The organism is Tessaracoccus sp. (assembly GCF_016714275.1).
In the GTDB taxonomy this organism is placed as follows: domain Bacteria; phylum Actinomycetota; class Actinomycetes; order Propionibacteriales; family Propionibacteriaceae; genus Arachnia.
On record NZ_JADJNP010000009.1, the window covers coordinates 39,511 to 56,899 of the forward strand.

Here is a 17,389-nt window from a genome sequence, read left to right on the forward strand (position 1 = left end):
TCCCGGCAGGCGCGCATCATTTTCGGCTTGCTGACGCGTTCCGTTCCGCAGCGTATTCCATGGCGGTTTCATACACCGATAGCCACCGCATCACGACCGCATCCTCGGCCAGCACGCCGCTACGAATGAGGTCCGGGAGACGCCGCCGCAGGTGGCGCAAAGGTAGTCGGTGTAGCTTCGCAAGCCGCTGTTCGACATCCTCAAGTTCTTGCAGTACGGATTCTTCCGTCTCGCTGATCGCCTCGACGTCGAACGGACTCTTGTCCGTTGTGCTTTCCATATGGAGGCGACTGTAGCATCAAAGGTCCGGCGCGGCGCCGGCGTGCCGCTGCCAGCGTCGTGACCGGACACGTCGTGAGCGCGTACGTCTCGCAGCCACCGCGTCCGTAGTCGGGGTGTGGTGACTGTCCCGCAGCGCGTGCACACACCGCACGGCTCTTGGCGACCTGTTTCCGCCAGAACGCCTCGGTCGTCGGCTTGCGGAGGACGTCGCTGCTGAGCACGCCGCCGGCGTCGCACGCGACCTGGGCCATCGCCGTGTAGAGGCGCGTGGCGAGGCCGCAGCGGCGCAGGCCGGCGCTGACGTTGACCCACGCGACCTGCAGCCCGAGCGGGTCGCCGACGTGGTTCGCGAGGATCACGCCGACCCGCTGGCCGTGCTGACGTGCCTCGATGACGACGTCGTCGCCGAACGTACTCTTGCGGGTACGCGCGATCGTCAGGTTGGCGCACGTCTTGTGGCGCAGCGTGGTCATCGCTTGCGGGGTAGCCGTCGCATACGCTCGGCATAATCGACGATGTCGCCGCTCGGGACCATTCGGAACATACCGTCACCGATTGGGTCGGCGCCGTAGTCGCCCGGCACATCTGTGCGGATCGTCGTCCGTATCGGCGTGAGCGTATCGCGGTCGAGTTCGTAGCCTACGACCTCTGGGCGGGCCTGGTCGCGAAGCCGGTCTGGCGCACGCCGGCTGCCGTGCAGTCCGCGGACCTGCGGACCCACCGGCTTCCGCGGCGCCCGCGGCGTCCCCGTCCAGACCTCGAACGTCACGAACTTGCGCGACTGCGCGGCCTGCTGATCGACATACGCCTGTGCGTCGACCTGCGACGTGAACGTCCCGACGTAGCTGGCGTGGCCAGTCGTCTCATTTCGTTTGTAGACAGTGAAGGTGTCGTTGGGGCCCCGGAGTCCCGGCCGACGCACCTTGAACGCGCCAGCACGCTCTGCGCGCGTCTCGACGTCGAGTCCGGGCGGACCCTCACCGGCCTCGCGCATTTGCGCCCGCGTCGCAGGCGGCAGTCGATGCCACGCGCGCTCGGTCGCCTCGACGGCGGCGGCGTGTGCGTCCTTGGCGCGTTTGATCGCGGTCGCGTCGCGGGACTTCAACGCCGTCGTGACCGCAGCCTGTGCCACCCACTCCGCATGCTCGGCTTCTGGCAGCGTCGGCAGCGTCGACGTGGCCGTAGTCCGGCGCCCACGCGGCCCGTCGAGGTGGATCGTCGCCAGCTTGCTGTAGTACCGCTTGTCCTCGGTCAGGTGGTCGCAGGCAATCTCTCGGGCGATGCGGCGGTCGGCCGTGTGTTCCAGCTCGACCTTGATGCCGCGGGCCAGCTCGGTCTTGTCGACGTTGCGCGGGCAGCGGCCGCCGCGGGCCTTGCCTCCGGGGATGCGTTCCATGGTCCGGCGATGGTAGGCTGACCAGCATGAGCTTTCAAGTCATCGCATTCGGCGTCGACGGCGCCGTCGTCCAACATTTCACCACCGCACGCCGGGGCGCCCGCGTCGCCACGATGCTGGCCAAGGTCACCGGAAAGGCGGACTTGGTTCAGCGCCGCCCTGGCGGCCGACCGGTCCAGCTGATGACCTGCCGCCGTGTGCAGACCGGCGCTGCAAAGTGTACGCTGACCCTGGCGGGGCAGGTGCTCTTGCGTGACAAGAAGCGCCAGTGAGACGGTAGGCTTCGCCACGCCGGCCGGCCACCGGTCGATCAAGCTCATGACGTGCACGCGGCGGCGGCCCTACGAGGGTCGCAAGTACGCGCGGTGCATCCTCACGACCGCCGGCGAGACGTACCTGCGCGGGAAGCGCTAGCGCCGGCGCTGACGCGCGTCGCGTCGGCGTTCGACTTCAGCCTGCGCAGCGACGCGTTCGGGGCTCCACTTGACTGCGTACGCCGTCGACAGCAGCGTCTCCCACGGCATGTCTTGTACGCGCGCGCCCTGTAGTGACGCCGACGCGCCCCGACCCTGGCGCGTCCAACCGTCAAACCACGCACCGCATCGGCGCGTGGTCTTGATCGGCGAGGTCTTCCACGCTGTCGCCGAGCTGGAGTTGCGGTCTGCCATCCAGGCGTCGCGCTCGGCGCGCGTCAGGTTGCGGGCGACGACCTTCCGCTTGCAGCGGTCCTCCTTGAAGAACCGGATGATCTTGTATAGCTCGGGCTTGGGCTTGGACGCGCGGGGCATGGGGTGAGCTTACAAGCTGCGCTATGCTCGTGTCCATGCGCTACCTTCCCCTCGCCTGCATCGCCCGCCACGAGCCGGCGATGCGCGCCCGCGGCGTCTCGACGGTCGCCCGCTCGCCGCGTGGCTTCCTGACCGCCTGGAAGCGCGCCGGCGGCGACCCTGCGAAGCTGTCGCCCTACTGGCGGCAGCGCCGGGCGGGTTTCATCGCGCGCCACATGGCGCAGATGGAGCAACACCACGAACCGCCGCGGGGCCCCGATGGGGCGCCGACCCGCCGCCACCTGGCGTTGATCGCCTGGGCGTACAGCCCGGAGCGCGGTTGTCCGCGGCCGTAGGCGTAGTGGTAAGCTCGTGCGCATGGCCAAGCAACCTGTTCTCACCCGCGGTACCGTCGTCCTCCGTCCTGATAGCTGGGCACCGCGTGCCCCGCACGGGCGTGCGCAGCTTCGCCGTGGTCGCGCGATCGTGCTCCACGCGACGGCCAAGGTCGTCACGCTCTGTACGTTTCAGCCAGGGCACAAACTGGACGCGAGCAATCCCCACGTCGGGCGGTACACGCCGTCGGGCCTCAAGGCTGTCGGCAAGGTCAAGAAGATCCCCAAGGTCTGTACGCAGACGCATGCGTGGAAGAAGACCTTTTGGAAGCAGCACCCGATGCCCGTGGTTGCCTTGGCGCGCGCGCGTCGACGGTGACGTGGTACGCTCGGCAGCATGTACCTCCAGGCTACCCGTCACGCCCCTCCGCCTGTCCACCTCGGTGCCGCCTCGAGCACTGGCTGGATCGGCCCGCTCGCGCTCGTCGGCGCTGCCGCGGCGCTCGCCTGGGTCGGCTTTGCGGCCCGCGACCACCGGTTCACGCGCGGCCGGACGTCGCGTCGGCGGTGACACTGGCTGTGGCGCCTGGTACCATCGTGGGCATGGCTCGCCTTGCAGGTTCCAAGAAGCACCACGCTGACCAGCGCGACGCGCAGATGTCCAACCTCAAGCAGCGGTTGGATGCCGCTGAGGCGGCGCTTGCGCGTGGCAGCTGCGGCGCGGCCTATACCAACATCCTCGAGATGTGGGAGGCCAAGGGCGCGTCCGAGGCACACGGCCGCGAGGCGGGCTCGACGGCATGGTCCCCGCACACGAAGATCGTCGACCTCGCCTACGCCTTCACGACCAAGTGCCTGCGCGCTGAGCCCGTGACGTTGGGTCGTGCACGGCGCCGCCGGCGTTAGCGCCGCGTCCGCTGCAGCTCGGCCTTGCCGGCCTTGAGCAGCTTGCAGACAGCGACGATGACACCGCTCGGTGCGTCGTCACGCGCCCGGTTGGGGCCACGGCGTCGCTTGTAGTCGATCCGGCACGCGGCCAGCTTCGCGGCGCCCTTGTAGACGCTCGGCATACCCGGTGCACCACGACCTCCGGGATACGTCGTACGCGTAGCGCGCGCTGCGTACCGAAGCGCAGCGGCGAGGGTGGGCGTGCTGTGGACGGCGCCGTTCGGGAACCGGACTGTATAGGGGTTCATGCCCTCGACGGTATCACACGTCGAACAGCAGCACCTGCTCGGTGTTCGCCGCGATCGCCAGCACGTCGGCGCCCTGGGCGTACCCGGTGGCCTTCGTGGTCGCCCGCTGCATGTCCTTGGCGACGACGATCAGCCGCTTGCGGGCCCGCGGACCGGCGTTCTTCGGCTGGATGTCCACGTACCACGGCGTCGTCGCGGCCAGGTCGGCGCGGAGCGCGGCGTAGCGACCGTCGGCGACCGCCAGGTGCTCGCGCAGCTGCGCGATCAGCACGTCCTTGGCGCCCAGCTGGCTGTCCTTGGCGGTCAGCTGCGCGTCACGGTTGGCGATGTCCGCGGTGGCGGCATCCACAGCCGCGGCGAGGGTGTGGAGGTCGGCTGTCGCCGCGGCGGCGGCGGCGATCATGGCCTCGGCATGCGCAGCGGCCTGTGCCGCCAGCTCGGCCTTGAGCGCGGTGACCACGTCGGCGGCCTCGGCGGCGGCGATCTCGGCGGCGTCCGCGGCGGCCTGGTTGGCGATCTCGATGCCGGCGATGGCGGCGGCGAGCGCGGCCTCGGCGGCGTCGGCGCGGGCGATCGCGAGTTCTTCGGCGGTCGGCGGCGGCGCGAGCGGCGCGAGGTCGACCTCGACCTCGTCCGCGGGCGCGTCGGCGTCGGCGGTGGCGACCTCGTCGCCGACGCCGGCGTCGGCGTCGTTCGGCGAGGTGGCGGCGTCGACTTCGACAGCGACCTCGGCCGCCTCGACGGGCGTCGCGGGATCGGAAGTCGGCTCGGGGGTGGTGTCGCTCACGTCGAAGGCGGTGTCTTCCATGGTGCTGAGCATACGCACAGGCTCGGGATGGCGGCAAGCAGGCAGGTGCGGCTGGCTGTGTTTGGCCGCCCTGTCATCATCGCGGTGCCTGCGGTAGCTTACGGGGATGGCCTTGGAGATCACGCGCGACCGACCCTCCGTCGTCCTCTTGCATGGGCTTGCGCGGAGCCCGCGCGCGATGCATGGGCTCGCGGATGCACTTGGCGCCGCCGGGTACGTACCGCACCTCATTCGGTACTCGACATTGGCGGCGTCACCTCAAGCTGCCGCAGCGGCCGTTCAGGCCCAGCTCCAGGATACGTTCGGCACGCGCCCGATCTTCGCCGTCACGCACTCGCTCGGTGGTGTCCTGATCCGGTACCTGCGTAAGCCGCTTACGTGGAAGCGCATCGTCATGCTCGCGCCACCGAACCAGGGCAGCGCGATCGCGCGCGCGGTCCGCACGACTGTTGGGTCGGATGTGTTCGCACGGCTGCCCGCGGCGGCTCAACTTAGCACCGGCCGCCCGACCGACTGGCCCTACCCGCCGGCGCCGTTCGCCATCATCGCAGGAACGCGCCGGCCCGGTGTCTGGCATCCGGCAGGTTGGCTTGGCCGGCTATTCTTGCCGACGCACGAACCTTCCGACGGCACCGTCCTCGTGCGCGAGACGCGGTTGTCGGGCGCGGCCGCGTTCGCGACCGTCGACGCGACCCACACGGCGATCATGGATCACCCGGAGGCACAGCGGCTGGCGATCGCGTTTCTGCGTGACGGTGCGTTCCCCGCGCCGTGACGTCGGCGGCGATGGCATCGTCGATCGTGCGCGTGAAGCGCGCGACGAAGCGGGCCACGGCAGCGTCATCGGCGATCTCGCGCCAAGTCGTCTCGACGATGACTTGGATAAGGCGGACCATCCCGTAGACGGAAGCGCAGACACGGTTATAGGTATCCGTCGCGATTGCGTGGGCGTCTTCGGTACCCGCTATTAGCATCCGGTGCCGCCACCAGGCTGCGCGCTTGGCACGGTCAAGCGTTTCACGGCATGCCTGCAAGAGGATGATCTGGCGGAGCGTCATCGGTCAGTCGAACCCGAGGCCGCTTGGTTGGACTACCAAGCCGAGGTAGAGCAGGTCGGTCATCGAGACCGTCAGCGGTGCCGTCGTGTGCGCGATCAATTCGCAAACGCAGCGCAAGCCGTTGATGTGCTGACGGACCCGACGCGCCTCGAATTCACCAACGGGCCGCAACGGCAGGACGGGCGCGCTGTCTATGCCGACCGTTTGTGTACGGCGGGCGCGCAGCTCGTCGGCGGCTTCCGCGGCTGCGGTGGCCGCTAGCTCACCGGCGCGGCGTTCGAGGTCGACGATGCGCGCTTGCAGTTGTGCCAACAAGGTCGACGGCGGGACGGAGAGTTCGAGGGGCATGCTGTCAGCTTGGTACCACAGCACCGTGACATCGCGCCGCCATCTCGGCGTGCCGGACTCGGTCCGCGCAGGCTGTCTGAAGCCGGATGCTGAAGCGTGCTGTGGCAGCATCCCAGCGCGCGTCGCCGTAGAACGCTGCGAGCAGCGCGAGGGTCAGGTGGACCAACTCGGACACGCGCGCACCCGCCTCGTGTCGTGCTCGGAGGACGTGCGGGTTGTCGCCGGGGACCGCCCAGAGCCGGACGACGTTGTCCGTCGCCTGGTATACGCGCCGCGCGACGATGAAGATCGCGCGTTGGCGGTCGTTCATCCGCAGGCCCCGGTCGGGCGCGGGCTCGTCCGCAAGGTAGGTGAACAGTTCGTCGGGGTGCATCGGCTACGCAACCTACCACGCAGCCCTGTCAGGGTACCCTGGTAGGCTCTGCTTGATGTCCGATGCCACCGTCGACAAACCTGATCCCGAAGCCGCGCCCGTCCGGGCTTTCATTACCCGGTGGGCGCCGATCTTCGGCGAATCGCCGTTGTTCAAGCACGCCGTCGCGGCGTACCGCGCCGCCTGGTACGACGACAGCGACGCCGGCTGCGCGGACATGCGCGCCATCGTCCAGGATCTCTATGACCAGGCCGTCGCCGCGGGCCGCGACGTCTCCCAGACGTGCCTGCAGTGCAAGGCCACGGTTTCGTGCGCCCGCGAGCTGGGTTACTGTGAGCCCTGCGACGCCTGCGAGGCGGCAGCCGAGGTTGCGGACGCGGCGGCGGCTACGGCACGTGCCGAGGCGAAAGCTCGCCACGAACGCTGGTTGGCGTCGCTCTCACCAGCCCAACGCGAGATGCACCGGACCCGTGAGGCGGCGGCGATGTACTACATGATCAACGGCCTGATTCAGCGCAACGTGGTGTGACGCAGACGGCGCCGCGGGGTCAACGTGCGTGGTACGCTGCCGTGATGTCGGCCCCGCGGTTCAAGTGCTCGTTCGTGGACAGCGCCAAGCTCCGGATGTTTGTGGCCGCGACGCCGACCCGGCGCCAGGGCTGGGGCTTCGTCAGCGGCGCCGGCGCCGAGGTGCGTGCGAAGCGGCTCACCGTGCGGCAGGTCGATCGGCTCCGCCGGTACCTTGTGCCGTGGCGGCTCACCGCCGTGTGCGTCCGCGCCTGATGGGTCAGGCCGGGCAACGGATGTCGTAGCTCGCGGCGATCTCGCGTGCGGCCTCGACAGAGGCCGCCGTCACGGGCGTGCGGCGGTGGGCCCGCGGTGCGTAGAAGTCGTTGACGGACCGGCCGCGCGGCACGCGCTTGACGACGACGCGACAGCGTCCACGGGCGTTGACCGTGGAGACGGCGGAGGTGGCGAGACGCGTGGTGTGTGCCATCGTCTGATGGTGCGCAGCGTCAGCCGCACTCGGCAAGCCGCTCGATGAGGTTGTCGACCGCGCCGGGGTTCCAGAATCGGTAGCGATGGAGGCCACGATCGAGCAAGTCGATGGGGTCATCGCCGTCGTCGTGTCCCGTCGGCCCGACGCAGTCGACGAAGGTCGAGAACTGCCACAGCCCGCGCGGGTTCACGAACAGCGCGGCGGCGCGGTAGCCGTCAGACGGCATCGCCACCTCGGTCAGCTCGATAGGCCGGCGGAGGCGGTTGGCTGCGTCGAACAGGAACCACGCCAGCGCCGTCCCGACAGGGATCAGCTCGAACTTCATGACGATGTCACCGTCGAGCGGCGCCGATGCGCACCCCCATCGCTCGAGCACAGTCGTCAGGCCTGGGACACGTAGCCCGAAGAACGGGCGGAGCGGCGAGAACTAGAGGGTCGGCGCAGCGCTGCCCGTCCACGTCGGGGCGGGGATCCCGGCGTCGCGGAGGGCGCGGGGCAGGTTGCGCGGCAGCTCCGGCGGTGTCGTGGCAACGATGTCGCGGGCGTCACGGAAGTCCATGGTCAGGCCTTCGGCCGGCGTGGCTTCGACCGGCGTGCCGTACGTGTACAGCGCGCAATGGCCCTGTCGAGCGTGTCGATCCGGTTCGCGAGGTCGACGCCACGCCCGCCGGCGTAGACAAATTCACGCCAGAGCTGTGCGCGGGCTTTCTTCAAATCGTTGCACGTCTTGGCCATGCGGCGATTCTAGCATCGGTCAGGCGACCGTGACCAGCTTCCAGCGATACGGCGTGATCTCCGCGTCCTTGAGCGCCGCGCTGCACGTCGGCCGGATGACGTCGCCGACGGCGCCGTACTGATCGAACCGCGAGACCTGCCAGCCCGACCGCTTCGTGGACGGGTGGAGCACGGCCGTCCACGTCGGGTCACGGCGATCGACGAATTGTGCGGCCTTGAGGTCGCCGCGGCAGGTCCAGTAGCATCCCATCGTCCGCCGCTTGCCAAACGGCCGCGGGAACGGCCAGGGCCGACACCCGGTGATGTGGAGGGGGCTCTTGGTGCGGGCCACGGTCAGCTCCGCTTCCGGGCACGCTTCTTGGGCGCGCGCAGCGCGAGCCGGAATGCCCGGGCATCATCGTCGTCGCCGCGGAAACACCGCGCCGGCGCCCGGGTCATGGCCTGCGCGCGCTTGACAGCGCGCGGCTTCGCGCCAAGGCGGCCGCCGGGGTAGCAGCGCATCACGGCCGGCGCCTGCCACGGCGCGTCGGCGTAGATAGCCGCGATGCGTGGTGTGAGCACGTAGGCGTGCAGCGGCCGCGCGCTCCGACCGGCGTTGCGGACAACGTGTGCTGCCACGCGTGCCGCGGCCTGCGGCGCCAGCGCCTGTCGGTCCAGAATACGGTCATCGGACGTCGTCACGACGACGATGTAGTTGGCCTCCGGCCGCAGCTTCTTCAGTGCCATGCGGGCAAGCCTACCACCGCGCCTGAGGCTCGTGGTAGGCTTCCAACCATGCCCACTGCCATGACCCTCGACGGCACCAAGTCCGGCCCCGGCGTCTTCAAGCGCCTCCTCTCGCGCGTCGGTCTCGGCGACGACCGCGGCCAGTGGCTCGGCGACGCCTGGAGTGACGAGGCCGCGGCCGCGGCGCCCGACAACCCGGTGTCGGACTTCACCAAGGCCGTGTTCGGGTGGGGTGTCCTGACGTTCGCGCTCGGCACCGCCAGCATCCGTGGCTACCGGGCCATCCGCGATCGCGTGCCGACCAAGGCCGTCGCCGGTGCCCGCCGGCGTCGGCGGTAGCGCCCGTCGAGGAAGTCCGCGGGACCCGGACAATTCGGGGAAGCTCGCAAGGGGCTGGCGAGCCTGTCGGGCGCTGTGGTAGCCTGACCTCACCGTGGCCAATACGCTCAAGTCCCAGCTGACGTTCACTGACGTCGCGCCTGGCGCCACGGCGGTGCTGCCGCACGACATCAAGCTCAACGGCACCGACGTCGAGCCGGACCACATCACCTTCGAGAACCAGAACTTCGACTACGTCTCGTCGACGGCGACGACGCTCACGGTCATCAACAACGGCGCGGGCGTCGAGACCGGGCGAGTGCTCTGCGAGCTGTGGCACACGATCGAGCGGGTCTTCGGTGACGGCTCACAGAACTTGCCCAACAAGCCGTTCATCGACCGCGGCGTCAACCTGGGTGGTGGCGGCGGTGGGACGGGCCCGACGAACTGGCAGGCGTTCACGTACACGGCGACGGGCGTCGAGGGCGCGGCGTTTACCGTGCCCATCCCGGTCGCGCAACCCGACGCCAACTACGAGGTCTTGTGGCGGTTGGGGACGGTCGTCCGGCAGTTCAGCCTGGCGGTCGTCGACGGCTCCGAACTCGTCGGCGCGTTCGACGTCGAGACGACGACGGCGCCTGAACTCGGCGACCTCATCCACTTCAGCGTGTTCAACCCATGATCGGTGATTTCGCCTCCGACCGCTTCATCCTGCGGGACTGGCCCGTCGGGACCGCCGCGCTGACGTGGTACGTCCGACCGACCGGCGACGACAACAACAACGGCACGACCGCGTTGACGGCGTTCGCGACGCTCGCGCGGGCGCTGCGGGAGGTGCCGCTCTACGGCAGCAACCGCCCGACGATCATCAACGTCACCGGGATGACGATCGCGGTCGCGGAGTTGCTGCAGCTCGGCGGCGGCGCGCTGGGTGCGACGATCAACACCTACGCCGCGCCGGTCGTGCCCGACCTGCCGAACCGCCGCCAGGTCCAGCTCGTCGCGGATCTCACCGAGGTCCGGGCGTTCACCGTGACGGCCCAGGCCGACGACGGCATCACCGGGCTCGCCACGTTGACGGTTGCGGAGGCGATTGGTCCGAACGAGATCGACGACCTGCTGATGTTGGACGGCAGCGGTCACCTCGGCCCTGTCGTCGAGTACACGACCGGGGCGGGCCCGAACACGATCTACGTCGCGAGCACGGCGGCGTTCGATGCGGCCGTGAGCGCATACGCGCCCGGCGCGTCGCTGACCTACGGCGTGACGGCGCAGGGGCTGGACGGCGCGATCCACCTCAACGCGCTCGCGGACTGGTCGTTCCGGGGACTCTCACTCGCGTCGACCGATGACGCGAAGCAGGCCGCGATTACGGTCTGGGCGCACCAGCCCGTCGACTTCTACGCCTGCACGCTCAACGGCCTCCACACGGCTGGCGGCGCCGCGCCCGTGACGCTCTACGGGTGCGTCGTCCGGAACCAGGGGTTGATCGTCGAGGGTGGTGCGAGCCTGCTGTTGCAGAACGTCTTTGGGCGCGGCCTGACGATGACTTGCGCACGCGGCCACGCGACGCTCGATCAGGTCGTCTTCGACGCGTGCTCACCGTTCGGCGCTGGTGCGGGCTCGAGCAGCTCGCAGTTCTCGGCGGAGATCACGCGTGCCGAGGTCCGCAATGGCACCGGCGCGGGCATCAAGTGCCTGTTCGGGACGTGGGCGCTCTCGAACCTGCGCTGCACCGACAACTTCGGGTCGGGCGTCTACGTGCTGGGCGCCCTCGAGGTCGCGATGACCGCCGTCGTCGGGACCGGCAACGACTACGGCCTCGAGTGCATCCGCAACGCCTCGGTCACGACCGACAGCACCACCGCCGTCACCGGCGGCTCGGGCGACGTCTACCTCGGCAACGCCGGCACGTTCGCGTGGGCCGACTTCTCACCGGTGCTGCCCGAGACCGACATCGAGCAGCTCGTGCGCGTCTTCCACCAAGGCGGGGTCTGAGCGTGACGGCCTACGCAAGCAGCGGCCATCTGCGCCTTGGGTCCAAGACCAACGGCGCCGACCTCTACCGCGTCGCGACCGCGCCGAACACGGGCGGCGGCCTCGCCGCGGACCTGGGCTCGCTCGCGCTGGACAACGTCGCGGGCGTCGTCTACGTCAAGTTCGGTGCCGCCGACACCGACTGGGCTGCGCTGGGCGGCGGTCGGTACACGCCCAACGAGATGTGGGCTCAGCCGGATGTCGCGGCGTCACAGACGAACGTGCAGCTCGAGACCAACGTCTCGCAGCTCTTTGCGACCTGGCGTGCGCCGCGCGCAGGCTCGATCGTCGGGCTCGTCACGCGGTTTTCGGAGGCGATCACCGCGGGCTCGGTGACGCTGACGGTCCGGATCAACGGCACGCCCGGCACGCTCGCGGCGACCAGCGTCGTCGGCACGGGCACGCAGGTGACGCAGGCGCCCGGCGTCGACGCCTACGCCGCGGGCGATCTCTTGGACATCGCGATCACCACGACGGGCGCGTTCGCGCCCATCACCACCGACGTGGAGGCATACCTCCAAGTGCAGGACGAGGCATGAGCGCGATCCTCCGCCGCGCCGGCTCGAAGTTGGGCAAGCTGATCGCCCGTGCCGCAGACCCCGCGGTCGTGGCTGGGCGTGCGCAGATCTACGCGAAGACGGTCTCAGGCGTCGCCCAGTTCTTCGCGATGGCGGGTGACGGGACGGTCACGCAGCTCTCGTCGCCGACGTCGTCGGCCGTGACCATCAACGAGCTGTGGGGGCCGCGGATCACGCCGCACGCGGCTGACGATGAATTCAATACGAACACGCTTGCCGCGGCGTGGGGCCAGACCGGCTTCACCGCGCTCGACTTCACGACGCGGCCGGCGCCCTACGTCAACCCGGTCACCACGAACCGGGCGTCATGGGAGAACCTCAAGGACCCCGACAACGCCAGCGTCGCGGCGTTGGCGCAGAACACGTGGCTGCGGACGCAGCCGGCCGCGGGCCTGGGGGGCATTTGGAAGCGGATCGACAGCGCCGCGTTCGGCGGCTCGACGCCGGCGGCGTTGCTCGCGTGGTGCCGGTTCCGGTTCAGCTGGAAGAACGCGACCGCCCCCGCCGCGGCCGACAGCGACATCGGGCTCTCGTTCTTCGAGGACACCGGCGCCGGGTTCTCCTTCGCCAAGCACGCGACGGTCAACCTCAACAACACGCAGGAGGGTGCCGTCGCGAGCGTCATCAAGCCGCTGTTCTGGGGCCGGAACGGCGCGACGATCGCGACGAACTCGGAGGGCACGCGGCAGAACGCGACGACGACGAACCGCAGCGACTACGCGTTCTACTCGGGGTACTTGGCGCTCCAGAAGCTCAACTCGACCGACTACGCAGCCTGGATCATCGACGACGGTGGTCGGCTCTACATGGGTACCTACACGAACGCGGGCCTCGCCGGGATCAACGCGGTCGCGATCTGGTTCCGGTGCAACAACGGCGCGGGCGGCGCGACGATGTTCGACATCGACTACATCCGGTTCTACCAGGGGCTGGACTGGCTGCCATGAGCGCGATCCTTCGTCGTGCCGGCTCGAAGCTGGGCAAGCTGATCGCGCGCGCCGCGGACCCCGGCGTCGCCTCGGGTCAGGCGCAGATCTACGCGAAGTCGGTCTCGGGTGTCGCGCAGTTCTTCGCCATGGCGGGTGACGGCACGGTGACGCAGGTCTCGTCGCCATCGGTCGCACCGCCCGTCTACCCGCGCTACCCGATCCCGACCTTCACGACCTCGACCAGCTCGTTCAAGACGCTGATCAACACCGAGGCGTACGCCAACTATTTCGGCAAGGCTGGACAGGCGATCACGCAGGTCACGGTGCGCTTCCAGGTGACGACCGCCGGCGCGGGCCTCACCTGGGCTGAGGTCGCGATCGCGAAGGGCACGCCCGTGAACGGCGCGGGCACGAACCTGACCGTCGTCGGGTACGCGAACGTCGCCGCCGTGTTCAACTCGCTGGGCGCCAAGAGCGTCGCGATCCCGCTGACGACGCCGCTGGTCGCCGGCGATGACCTCTGGCTCATCATCGCGCAGTCCGCGACCGTGACGAACATCGGCCTCTGGGCGTCGCAGATCGGCGACCAGACGCAGGGCGGCACGATCCTCCAGAACGGCGCGTCGTTCCGCCCCAGCACGAACGTCGGCGTCGCGACCGCCTTCACGCTCTCGGGGACCGCCGTGCCGGCATTCGTCGCGCAGGTCTGGCCCGCCTGACGGACTGGCGTACTATCGTGCGATGAAGCCTCAGCTTGATCAAGCCGTCATCTACGTCGCGGCCAGCGGCGAACGCGCCGCGGTCATCAGCCGCGTCGTCCTGACGCGCGTCGCCGACTTCACCGTCGCCGTGGCGCGCGGTCAGCATACGCTCGTCTGGACACGCCCGGCGGCGGCGTCGACTGACGAGGCAGACTACGACGTCTTCCTGACGATCTTCGACCACACGGCGGGCGCCGCGTCCGTGTCGCAGCCGTTGACGGCGATCCCGTACGACGGTGGCGCGTCGCCCGCCACCAACACCTGGCGCTGGCCTACCCGGAGCTAACCGATGACGCGCTCGACGTTTCGTGCTGAACGCCTCCACCGCCTCCGCCGTCGCGCGGCCCACCTCGGGTTGGCGCTGCCGCCCGAGGTCGTCGACGACGATGTCGCGGCCGCAGACCCAGACGTCGACGCCGGCGAGTCCCGCGTCGACCCTGACTCGGTCAGCGCCGAAGACGTCGGCGGCCGTTAGGCCGGCTGCAGCGCACCTTCCCAGGCGGCGATCGCCGTCGGGAAGTGCGGCCGGGCCAGGTCGAGCATCGCCTTGGCGTAGACGCGGATCTCGTACTGCGCGTGCGGATCCAGGCGGAGCTTGCACATGTGCAGGAAGTTGTGGAGGTCGGTCTGCCAGTACCACTCGGTGTACGTCCCGAGCGGCAGCACCGTCCGCGCTAGCTCCTTGGCGAGGCCCTCGGTGAGCAGCCGCTCGTAGTTCATGAAGGCGTCGTGGCCGGCACCCTGGATGATCGCCCGGACGGCCGCGGGGTTGTCGACGATCGCGTCGGCCGAGCCCTGCTTGTTCGTCGTCGACTGGCGCTGGCAGCGCTCGACGTCGGGGATGTAGAACTCGTCAGTCGCCGTGACGTACCGCAGCGACAGCTCGTTGATCGACGCCGTCCGGTGACGGACGAGCTGGCGCGCGACGAAGATCGGCATCTTCATGTAGAATCGGAGCTGACAGAACTCGAGCGGCGTCGTGTGCTTGTGGGTGACGAGGTAGCGCGTGAGCTTGGCGTCGTCCTCGACGGAGCGCGCCGCGCCGGCGTTGCGGTACGACGTCCGAGCGCAGCGCGCCGCGGTCTGGTCGTCGCCCATGACGTCGACGAGCGCGACGTAGCCGTGGTTCAAGACGGGGATCTCGGTGGGGGTCATCGGGGTGATGATACGTGCGACCCCTGACACGAGGTCAGAGCGTGAGCAGGGCTACCGCGTCGCGGATCGGGTCTGTCGCGGCGCTCGCGCCACAGTTGCATGGCGCATAGCTCTCCGGGTCTTCGATAGGACACGCCACGCTGTGCGCGCGGGTGGGCACGCGCTTCAGCGCCGCACGGGCAAGCGCGATCTTCTCGATCAACTGTTCGTACGTGTACTTGGCCTGCAGCATGGTTCCCTTCAGCGTGGAGCCGCCTCGTCACGGCGTTCGTCCGTCCGGCCGTTCTCGACGAGGAACGCGACGAGCGCGTCGTCGGCGTATTTGGTTAGCGTCGCCAGCATCGCCATGACGGCCTGGAATGCCGCCCCGGCTGTCCGGTACGGCGCCCATTGCCAGCCGCCGTAGACGCTGATCTCCCACGCGTCGTTGTCGGTCTTGGCGATGTCGCCGAGCCCTACGCACGGGTCTGTCCAGCAGCCAGCGGGTGACCCGAGCGCATAGTGCTCGGCGTTGTGTCGGACCCAGCCCGGCAGCTGGACGACGACGCCACCACACGCGCACGTCGTCATCACCTCGATCCGATCACACGTCGTGCAGACGGCGATCACGGGCACACCTGGACTTCGGTTCGGTGGGTCAGGGGCCGCGCCGCGACCCAGTCACCGTACAGCTTGCCGTCGACCTTGACCTTCGCGCGGTACTGCTGGATGAACAGCCCGAGCACGGCGTGGAGGCCCTGCGCGGCGGCCAAGGCGCCCTCGTCGGCAAGCTGCGTAGCATCGCTACGCATCCTGACGGCTGCGCCCGGATCGGCGCACCGGAACGCGTAGATCTCAGCGGTGTCGGTGCCGTAGCCGTTGCGCCCGTAGTAGGCAGCCACGAGGTCGCCCCAGATCATCAGCAGGTCGAGCGTGTTGATACGGAGGAGCGGTGTCGGGTCGATCGCCATGTGCGGAGCATACGTCGCCACCCTGACAGCGCGCGGCCTGGCGATCGTCGAGCCACAGGATTCCCGTGAAGACGATGAGCACGACGCCGATGTACCACCGAGACCTGTCCATCGTTCGCATGGTAGCACGATTCGCGTTTGCAACTACACCCAGCGACGTGCTAACAGACGGGTCGTGCGCATCCACAACATCAAGGCCGGCTTCTCGACCAACTCGTCCTCGTCACACTCGCTGCTGTTCTTCGCGCCCGACACGGTCCCGGCCGACGACCTCGACGGCGTCGACGGCGACAGCACCTACGGGTGGTCGGACTTCACGCTCGCATCACCCGACGCCAAGATGGCGTACCTCGGCGCGCAGATCATGTTGAGCTTGCGGGACAGCGTCGGCGAGACGCTCGCGGCACGGCTCGCGTCGCAGATCGTCGGTGCGCCGGTCGCGGCAGACGGGTACGTCGACCACCAGTCGGCGTGGGTCTTGCCGATGGCGTGGGACGGGCGTGGTCCTGACTTGGCATTCCTCACCGAGCTAGCCGCAATGCTACGGCGAGACGGCGTCGTCGTGATCGGGGGCAACGACAACATCACGGGCGAGTACGCCGGCCACCCGTTGCTCGGCGCCGGACCGCGGATCAGCGCAAAGCTACCGACCGAGGGCCCGGGGCGACCCGACAGCCGCCCCGTCGCGCGGCGCGATCCGTCCGGCTACTGGACGCTGTACTACCGCGCGACGGGCGGCCGGATCCGGCTGTCGCTTGACCTGACGACACAAGCGGCGACGCCAACCAAGGCCGCGGCGCCGGACTTGGTCGACCTCAAGATCACCGACTACTGCCCGTTCGACTGCCCGATGTGCTACCAGGATTCAACGCGGACGGGCCGTCACGCGGACTACGCACAGGTTCAGCATACGCTACGGATGCTCGGCGACCTGCGCGTCTTCGAGGTGGCGATTGGCGGTGGCGAGCCGACGCTCCACCCCAAGTTCGCCGAGATCGTCGACGCCGCCGCCATGGCCCACGTCGTCCCGAACTTCACGACCAAGAACGTTCCCTACGTCAGCTCGACAGTCGGTGCCGCCGTCATCGAGAAGTGTGGCGGTTTTGCCGTCTCGGTCGGTCGGGGAGACGACGTCCGGCAGCTCGCAGCGCACGTCACGGGGGCAGCGCGAGAAAAGCTGACGGTCCAGCACATCGTCGGGATGGAGGCATTTCGGACACAAGGCGTCATCACGGCGTGCGCGGCAGCGCAGATCCCACTCACGCTGCTCGGGTACAAGTACACCGGCCGTGGTGCCATGCATGCTAAGTCGCTGCAGCGCAACCCACGGCCCGACGGCTGGATCGACGACGTCAAATACGTCCTGGCAGATCAGGGCCGGTGGAGCAGCTTCAAGGTCGCCGTCGATACGGTCCTCGCCGACAAGTTCTACGACCGGCTGATCGACGAGGGCGTACCGGAGTGGTGCCTGACGCGCAAGGACGGGCAGTTCAGCGCCTACGTCGATGCGGTCACTGGGCGCGTCCATCCGTCTTCGTACGAGGACCACCCGGGTGTTGAGTTCGTCGACGCTACGACGTTCACGGCAGCCTACCAGGGGTTCGCTGTCTGACACCGCGCCCGCTGTGATAGCCTCC

Annotated in this window: 34 protein-coding genes; 17 read left to right on the top strand and 17 right to left on the bottom strand. The window is 69.0% G+C overall.

The annotated features are described in order from the left end of the window. Positions 1 to 200: 200 nt before the first annotated feature. Positions 201 to 755 (bottom strand): hypothetical protein, encoded by a 555-nt coding sequence (locus IPJ61_RS19965; RefSeq protein WP_297112037.1) that lies wholly within the window; start codon positions 753 to 755, stop codon positions 201 to 203. Continuing rightward, a complete protein-coding gene (locus IPJ61_RS19970; protein WP_297112039.1) occupies positions 752 to 1,678 on the bottom strand; it encodes a DUF5661 family protein in 927 nt (308 codons plus the stop codon). The genes IPJ61_RS19965 and IPJ61_RS19970 overlap by 4 nt, the downstream gene beginning before the upstream one ends. 26 nt (positions 1,679 to 1,704) lie before the next feature. Between IPJ61_RS19970 and IPJ61_RS19975 the strand changes: the two genes are divergently transcribed. Then, positions 1,705 to 1,950: a hypothetical protein gene (locus IPJ61_RS19975; protein WP_297112041.1), complete on the top strand. Its 246-nt coding sequence runs from the start codon at positions 1,705 to 1,707 to the stop codon at positions 1,948 to 1,950. A 138-nt stretch (positions 1,951 to 2,088) separates the two neighbouring features. On the opposite strand, the gene IPJ61_RS19980 is transcribed toward IPJ61_RS19975, so the two are convergent. Further along, on the bottom strand, positions 2,089 to 2,466 hold the full coding sequence (locus tag IPJ61_RS19980) for a hypothetical protein (protein ID WP_297112043.1): 378 nt from the start codon (positions 2,464 to 2,466) through the stop codon (positions 2,089 to 2,091). 35 nt (positions 2,467 to 2,501) lie between these two features. On the opposite strand from IPJ61_RS19980, the gene IPJ61_RS19985 reads away from it, so the two are divergent. The 4 genes from IPJ61_RS19985 to IPJ61_RS20000 are packed head-to-tail and all read left to right on the top strand — an operon-like array spanning position 2,502 to position 3,686. Then, positions 2,502 to 2,801 carry a hypothetical protein gene (locus tag IPJ61_RS19985; RefSeq protein WP_297112045.1) on the top strand — a complete coding sequence of 100 codons (300 nt, stop codon included), beginning with the start codon at positions 2,502 to 2,504 and terminating at the stop codon, positions 2,799 to 2,801. A gap of 22 nt (positions 2,802 to 2,823) precedes the next feature. Continuing rightward, the gene (locus IPJ61_RS19990; RefSeq protein WP_297112046.1) at positions 2,824 to 3,159 is read left to right on the top strand and encodes a hypothetical protein; all 336 of its coding nucleotides are present in this window, start codon (positions 2,824 to 2,826) and stop codon (positions 3,157 to 3,159) included. Positions 3,160 to 3,177: 18 nt separating this feature from the next. Then, positions 3,178 to 3,351, top strand: a complete 174-nt coding sequence (locus IPJ61_RS19995; protein WP_297112048.1) for a hypothetical protein — start codon at positions 3,178 to 3,180, stop codon at positions 3,349 to 3,351. Between the two features lie 32 nt (positions 3,352 to 3,383). Next, entirely contained in the window at positions 3,384 to 3,686 is a 303-nt protein-coding gene (locus IPJ61_RS20000; protein WP_297112050.1) for a hypothetical protein, read from the top strand. Here IPJ61_RS20000 and IPJ61_RS20005 read toward each other — a convergent pair. Both IPJ61_RS20005 and IPJ61_RS20010 read right to left on the bottom strand, forming a co-directional pair. Further along, positions 3,683 to 3,976, bottom strand: a complete 294-nt coding sequence (locus IPJ61_RS20005; protein WP_297112052.1) for a hypothetical protein — start codon at positions 3,974 to 3,976, stop codon at positions 3,683 to 3,685. The genes IPJ61_RS20000 and IPJ61_RS20005 overlap by 4 nt on opposite strands. A 13-nt stretch (positions 3,977 to 3,989) precedes the next feature. Then, positions 3,990 to 4,784 carry a hypothetical protein gene (locus IPJ61_RS20010; protein WP_297112054.1) on the bottom strand — a complete coding sequence of 265 codons (795 nt, stop codon included), beginning with the start codon at positions 4,782 to 4,784 and terminating at the stop codon, positions 3,990 to 3,992. A gap of 106 nt (positions 4,785 to 4,890) precedes the next feature. On the opposite strand from IPJ61_RS20010, the gene IPJ61_RS20015 reads away from it, so the two are divergent. Further along, positions 4,891 to 5,559 carry an esterase/lipase family protein gene (locus tag IPJ61_RS20015; protein WP_297112056.1) on the top strand — a complete coding sequence of 223 codons (669 nt, stop codon included), beginning with the start codon at positions 4,891 to 4,893 and terminating at the stop codon, positions 5,557 to 5,559. A 286-nt stretch (positions 5,560 to 5,845) separates the two neighbouring features. On the opposite strand, the gene IPJ61_RS20020 is transcribed toward IPJ61_RS20015, so the two are convergent. Together IPJ61_RS20020 and IPJ61_RS20025 are read right to left on the bottom strand one after the other, a co-directional pair. Beyond that, entirely contained in the window at positions 5,846 to 6,190 is a 345-nt protein-coding gene (locus tag IPJ61_RS20020; protein ID WP_297112058.1) for a hypothetical protein, read from the bottom strand. 4 nt (positions 6,191 to 6,194) lie between these two features. Beyond that, positions 6,195 to 6,563 carry a hypothetical protein gene (locus IPJ61_RS20025; protein ID WP_297112059.1) on the bottom strand — a complete coding sequence of 123 codons (369 nt, stop codon included), beginning with the start codon at positions 6,561 to 6,563 and terminating at the stop codon, positions 6,195 to 6,197. 55 nt (positions 6,564 to 6,618) lie between these two features. Here IPJ61_RS20025 and IPJ61_RS20030 point away from each other — a divergent pair, with 55 nt between their 5' ends. After that, positions 6,619 to 7,092: a hypothetical protein gene (locus tag IPJ61_RS20030; RefSeq protein WP_297112061.1), complete on the top strand. Its 474-nt coding sequence runs from the start codon at positions 6,619 to 6,621 to the stop codon at positions 7,090 to 7,092. Between the two features lie 44 nt (positions 7,093 to 7,136). After that, a complete protein-coding gene (locus IPJ61_RS20035) occupies positions 7,137 to 7,346 on the top strand; it encodes a hypothetical protein (protein ID WP_297112063.1) in 210 nt (69 codons plus the stop codon). A gap of 4 nt (positions 7,347 to 7,350) precedes the next feature. Here the strand turns inward: IPJ61_RS20035 and IPJ61_RS20040 are convergent, their stop codons facing one another. From IPJ61_RS20040 to IPJ61_RS20065, 6 genes are all read right to left on the bottom strand, one after another. After that, positions 7,351 to 7,560, bottom strand: coding sequence for a hypothetical protein (locus IPJ61_RS20040; protein ID WP_297112065.1), 210 nt, complete (start codon positions 7,558 to 7,560; stop codon positions 7,351 to 7,353). Between the two features lie 19 nt (positions 7,561 to 7,579). Beyond that, complete coding sequence (locus tag IPJ61_RS20045; RefSeq protein ID WP_297112067.1) at positions 7,580 to 7,888, bottom strand: hypothetical protein; 309 nt, start codon at positions 7,886 to 7,888, stop codon at positions 7,580 to 7,582. A 102-nt stretch (positions 7,889 to 7,990) separates the two neighbouring features. Next, the gene (locus IPJ61_RS20050; protein WP_297112069.1) at positions 7,991 to 8,122 is read right to left on the bottom strand and encodes a hypothetical protein; all 132 of its coding nucleotides are present in this window, start codon (positions 8,120 to 8,122) and stop codon (positions 7,991 to 7,993) included. A gap of 2 nt (positions 8,123 to 8,124) precedes the next feature. After that, positions 8,125 to 8,298 carry a hypothetical protein gene (locus tag IPJ61_RS20055; protein ID WP_297112071.1) on the bottom strand — a complete coding sequence of 58 codons (174 nt, stop codon included), beginning with the start codon at positions 8,296 to 8,298 and terminating at the stop codon, positions 8,125 to 8,127. Between the two features lie 19 nt (positions 8,299 to 8,317). Beyond that, complete coding sequence (locus IPJ61_RS20060; protein WP_297112073.1) at positions 8,318 to 8,629, bottom strand: hypothetical protein; 312 nt, start codon at positions 8,627 to 8,629, stop codon at positions 8,318 to 8,320. Between the two features lie 2 nt (positions 8,630 to 8,631). Continuing rightward, positions 8,632 to 9,024, bottom strand: coding sequence for a hypothetical protein (locus IPJ61_RS20065; protein WP_297112075.1), 393 nt, complete (start codon positions 9,022 to 9,024; stop codon positions 8,632 to 8,634). 48 nt (positions 9,025 to 9,072) lie between these two features. Here IPJ61_RS20065 and IPJ61_RS20070 point away from each other — a divergent pair, with 48 nt between their 5' ends. From IPJ61_RS20070 to IPJ61_RS20105, 8 genes are all read left to right on the top strand, one after another. Then, a complete protein-coding gene (locus IPJ61_RS20070; protein WP_297112077.1) occupies positions 9,073 to 9,363 on the top strand; it encodes a hypothetical protein in 291 nt (96 codons plus the stop codon). Between the two features lie 94 nt (positions 9,364 to 9,457). Continuing rightward, a complete protein-coding gene (locus IPJ61_RS20075) occupies positions 9,458 to 10,024 on the top strand; it encodes a hypothetical protein (protein WP_297112080.1) in 567 nt (188 codons plus the stop codon). Continuing rightward, the gene (locus IPJ61_RS20080) at positions 10,021 to 11,340 is read left to right on the top strand and encodes a hypothetical protein (protein WP_297112082.1); all 1,320 of its coding nucleotides are present in this window, start codon (positions 10,021 to 10,023) and stop codon (positions 11,338 to 11,340) included. The genes IPJ61_RS20075 and IPJ61_RS20080 overlap by 4 nt, the downstream gene beginning before the upstream one ends. Positions 11,341 to 11,342: 2 nt before the next feature. After that, a complete protein-coding gene (locus IPJ61_RS20085; protein WP_297112083.1) occupies positions 11,343 to 11,918 on the top strand; it encodes a hypothetical protein in 576 nt (191 codons plus the stop codon). Next, positions 11,915 to 12,904, top strand: coding sequence for a hypothetical protein (locus tag IPJ61_RS20090; RefSeq protein WP_297112085.1), 990 nt, complete (start codon positions 11,915 to 11,917; stop codon positions 12,902 to 12,904). Before IPJ61_RS20085 ends, IPJ61_RS20090 begins: the two co-directional genes overlap by 4 nt. Further along, positions 12,901 to 13,605 carry a hypothetical protein gene (locus IPJ61_RS20095; RefSeq protein ID WP_297112087.1) on the top strand — a complete coding sequence of 235 codons (705 nt, stop codon included), beginning with the start codon at positions 12,901 to 12,903 and terminating at the stop codon, positions 13,603 to 13,605. The genes IPJ61_RS20090 and IPJ61_RS20095 overlap by 4 nt, the downstream gene beginning before the upstream one ends. A 22-nt stretch (positions 13,606 to 13,627) precedes the next feature. Then, entirely contained in the window at positions 13,628 to 13,933 is a 306-nt protein-coding gene (locus IPJ61_RS20100; protein ID WP_297112088.1) for a hypothetical protein, read from the top strand. A gap of 3 nt (positions 13,934 to 13,936) precedes the next feature. Continuing rightward, positions 13,937 to 14,122 (top strand): hypothetical protein, encoded by a 186-nt coding sequence (locus IPJ61_RS20105; RefSeq protein WP_297112090.1) that lies wholly within the window; start codon positions 13,937 to 13,939, stop codon positions 14,120 to 14,122. Here IPJ61_RS20105 and thyX read toward each other — a convergent pair. From thyX to IPJ61_RS20125, 4 genes are read right to left on the bottom strand one after another with little or no spacing between them, the layout of a single operon-like run. After that, entirely contained in the window at positions 14,119 to 14,802 is a 684-nt protein-coding gene (gene thyX / locus IPJ61_RS20110; protein WP_297112092.1) for an FAD-dependent thymidylate synthase, read from the bottom strand. The two genes, IPJ61_RS20105 and thyX, sit on opposite strands and share 4 nt — an antisense overlap. A 34-nt stretch (positions 14,803 to 14,836) precedes the next feature. Further along, positions 14,837 to 15,034, bottom strand: a complete 198-nt coding sequence (locus tag IPJ61_RS20115; protein ID WP_297112094.1) for a hypothetical protein — start codon at positions 15,032 to 15,034, stop codon at positions 14,837 to 14,839. Between the two features lie 8 nt (positions 15,035 to 15,042). Continuing rightward, a complete protein-coding gene (locus IPJ61_RS20120; protein ID WP_297112096.1) occupies positions 15,043 to 15,411 on the bottom strand; it encodes a hypothetical protein in 369 nt (122 codons plus the stop codon). After that, positions 15,408 to 15,752 carry a hypothetical protein gene (locus tag IPJ61_RS20125; RefSeq protein ID WP_297112097.1) on the bottom strand — a complete coding sequence of 115 codons (345 nt, stop codon included), beginning with the start codon at positions 15,750 to 15,752 and terminating at the stop codon, positions 15,408 to 15,410. Before IPJ61_RS20125 ends, IPJ61_RS20120 begins: the two co-directional genes overlap by 4 nt. Positions 15,753 to 15,927: 175 nt before the next feature. Here IPJ61_RS20125 and IPJ61_RS20130 point away from each other — a divergent pair, with 175 nt between their 5' ends. After that, the gene (locus tag IPJ61_RS20130; RefSeq protein ID WP_297112099.1) at positions 15,928 to 17,364 is read left to right on the top strand and encodes a radical SAM protein; all 1,437 of its coding nucleotides are present in this window, start codon (positions 15,928 to 15,930) and stop codon (positions 17,362 to 17,364) included. Positions 17,365 to 17,389 lie beyond the last annotated feature (25 nt).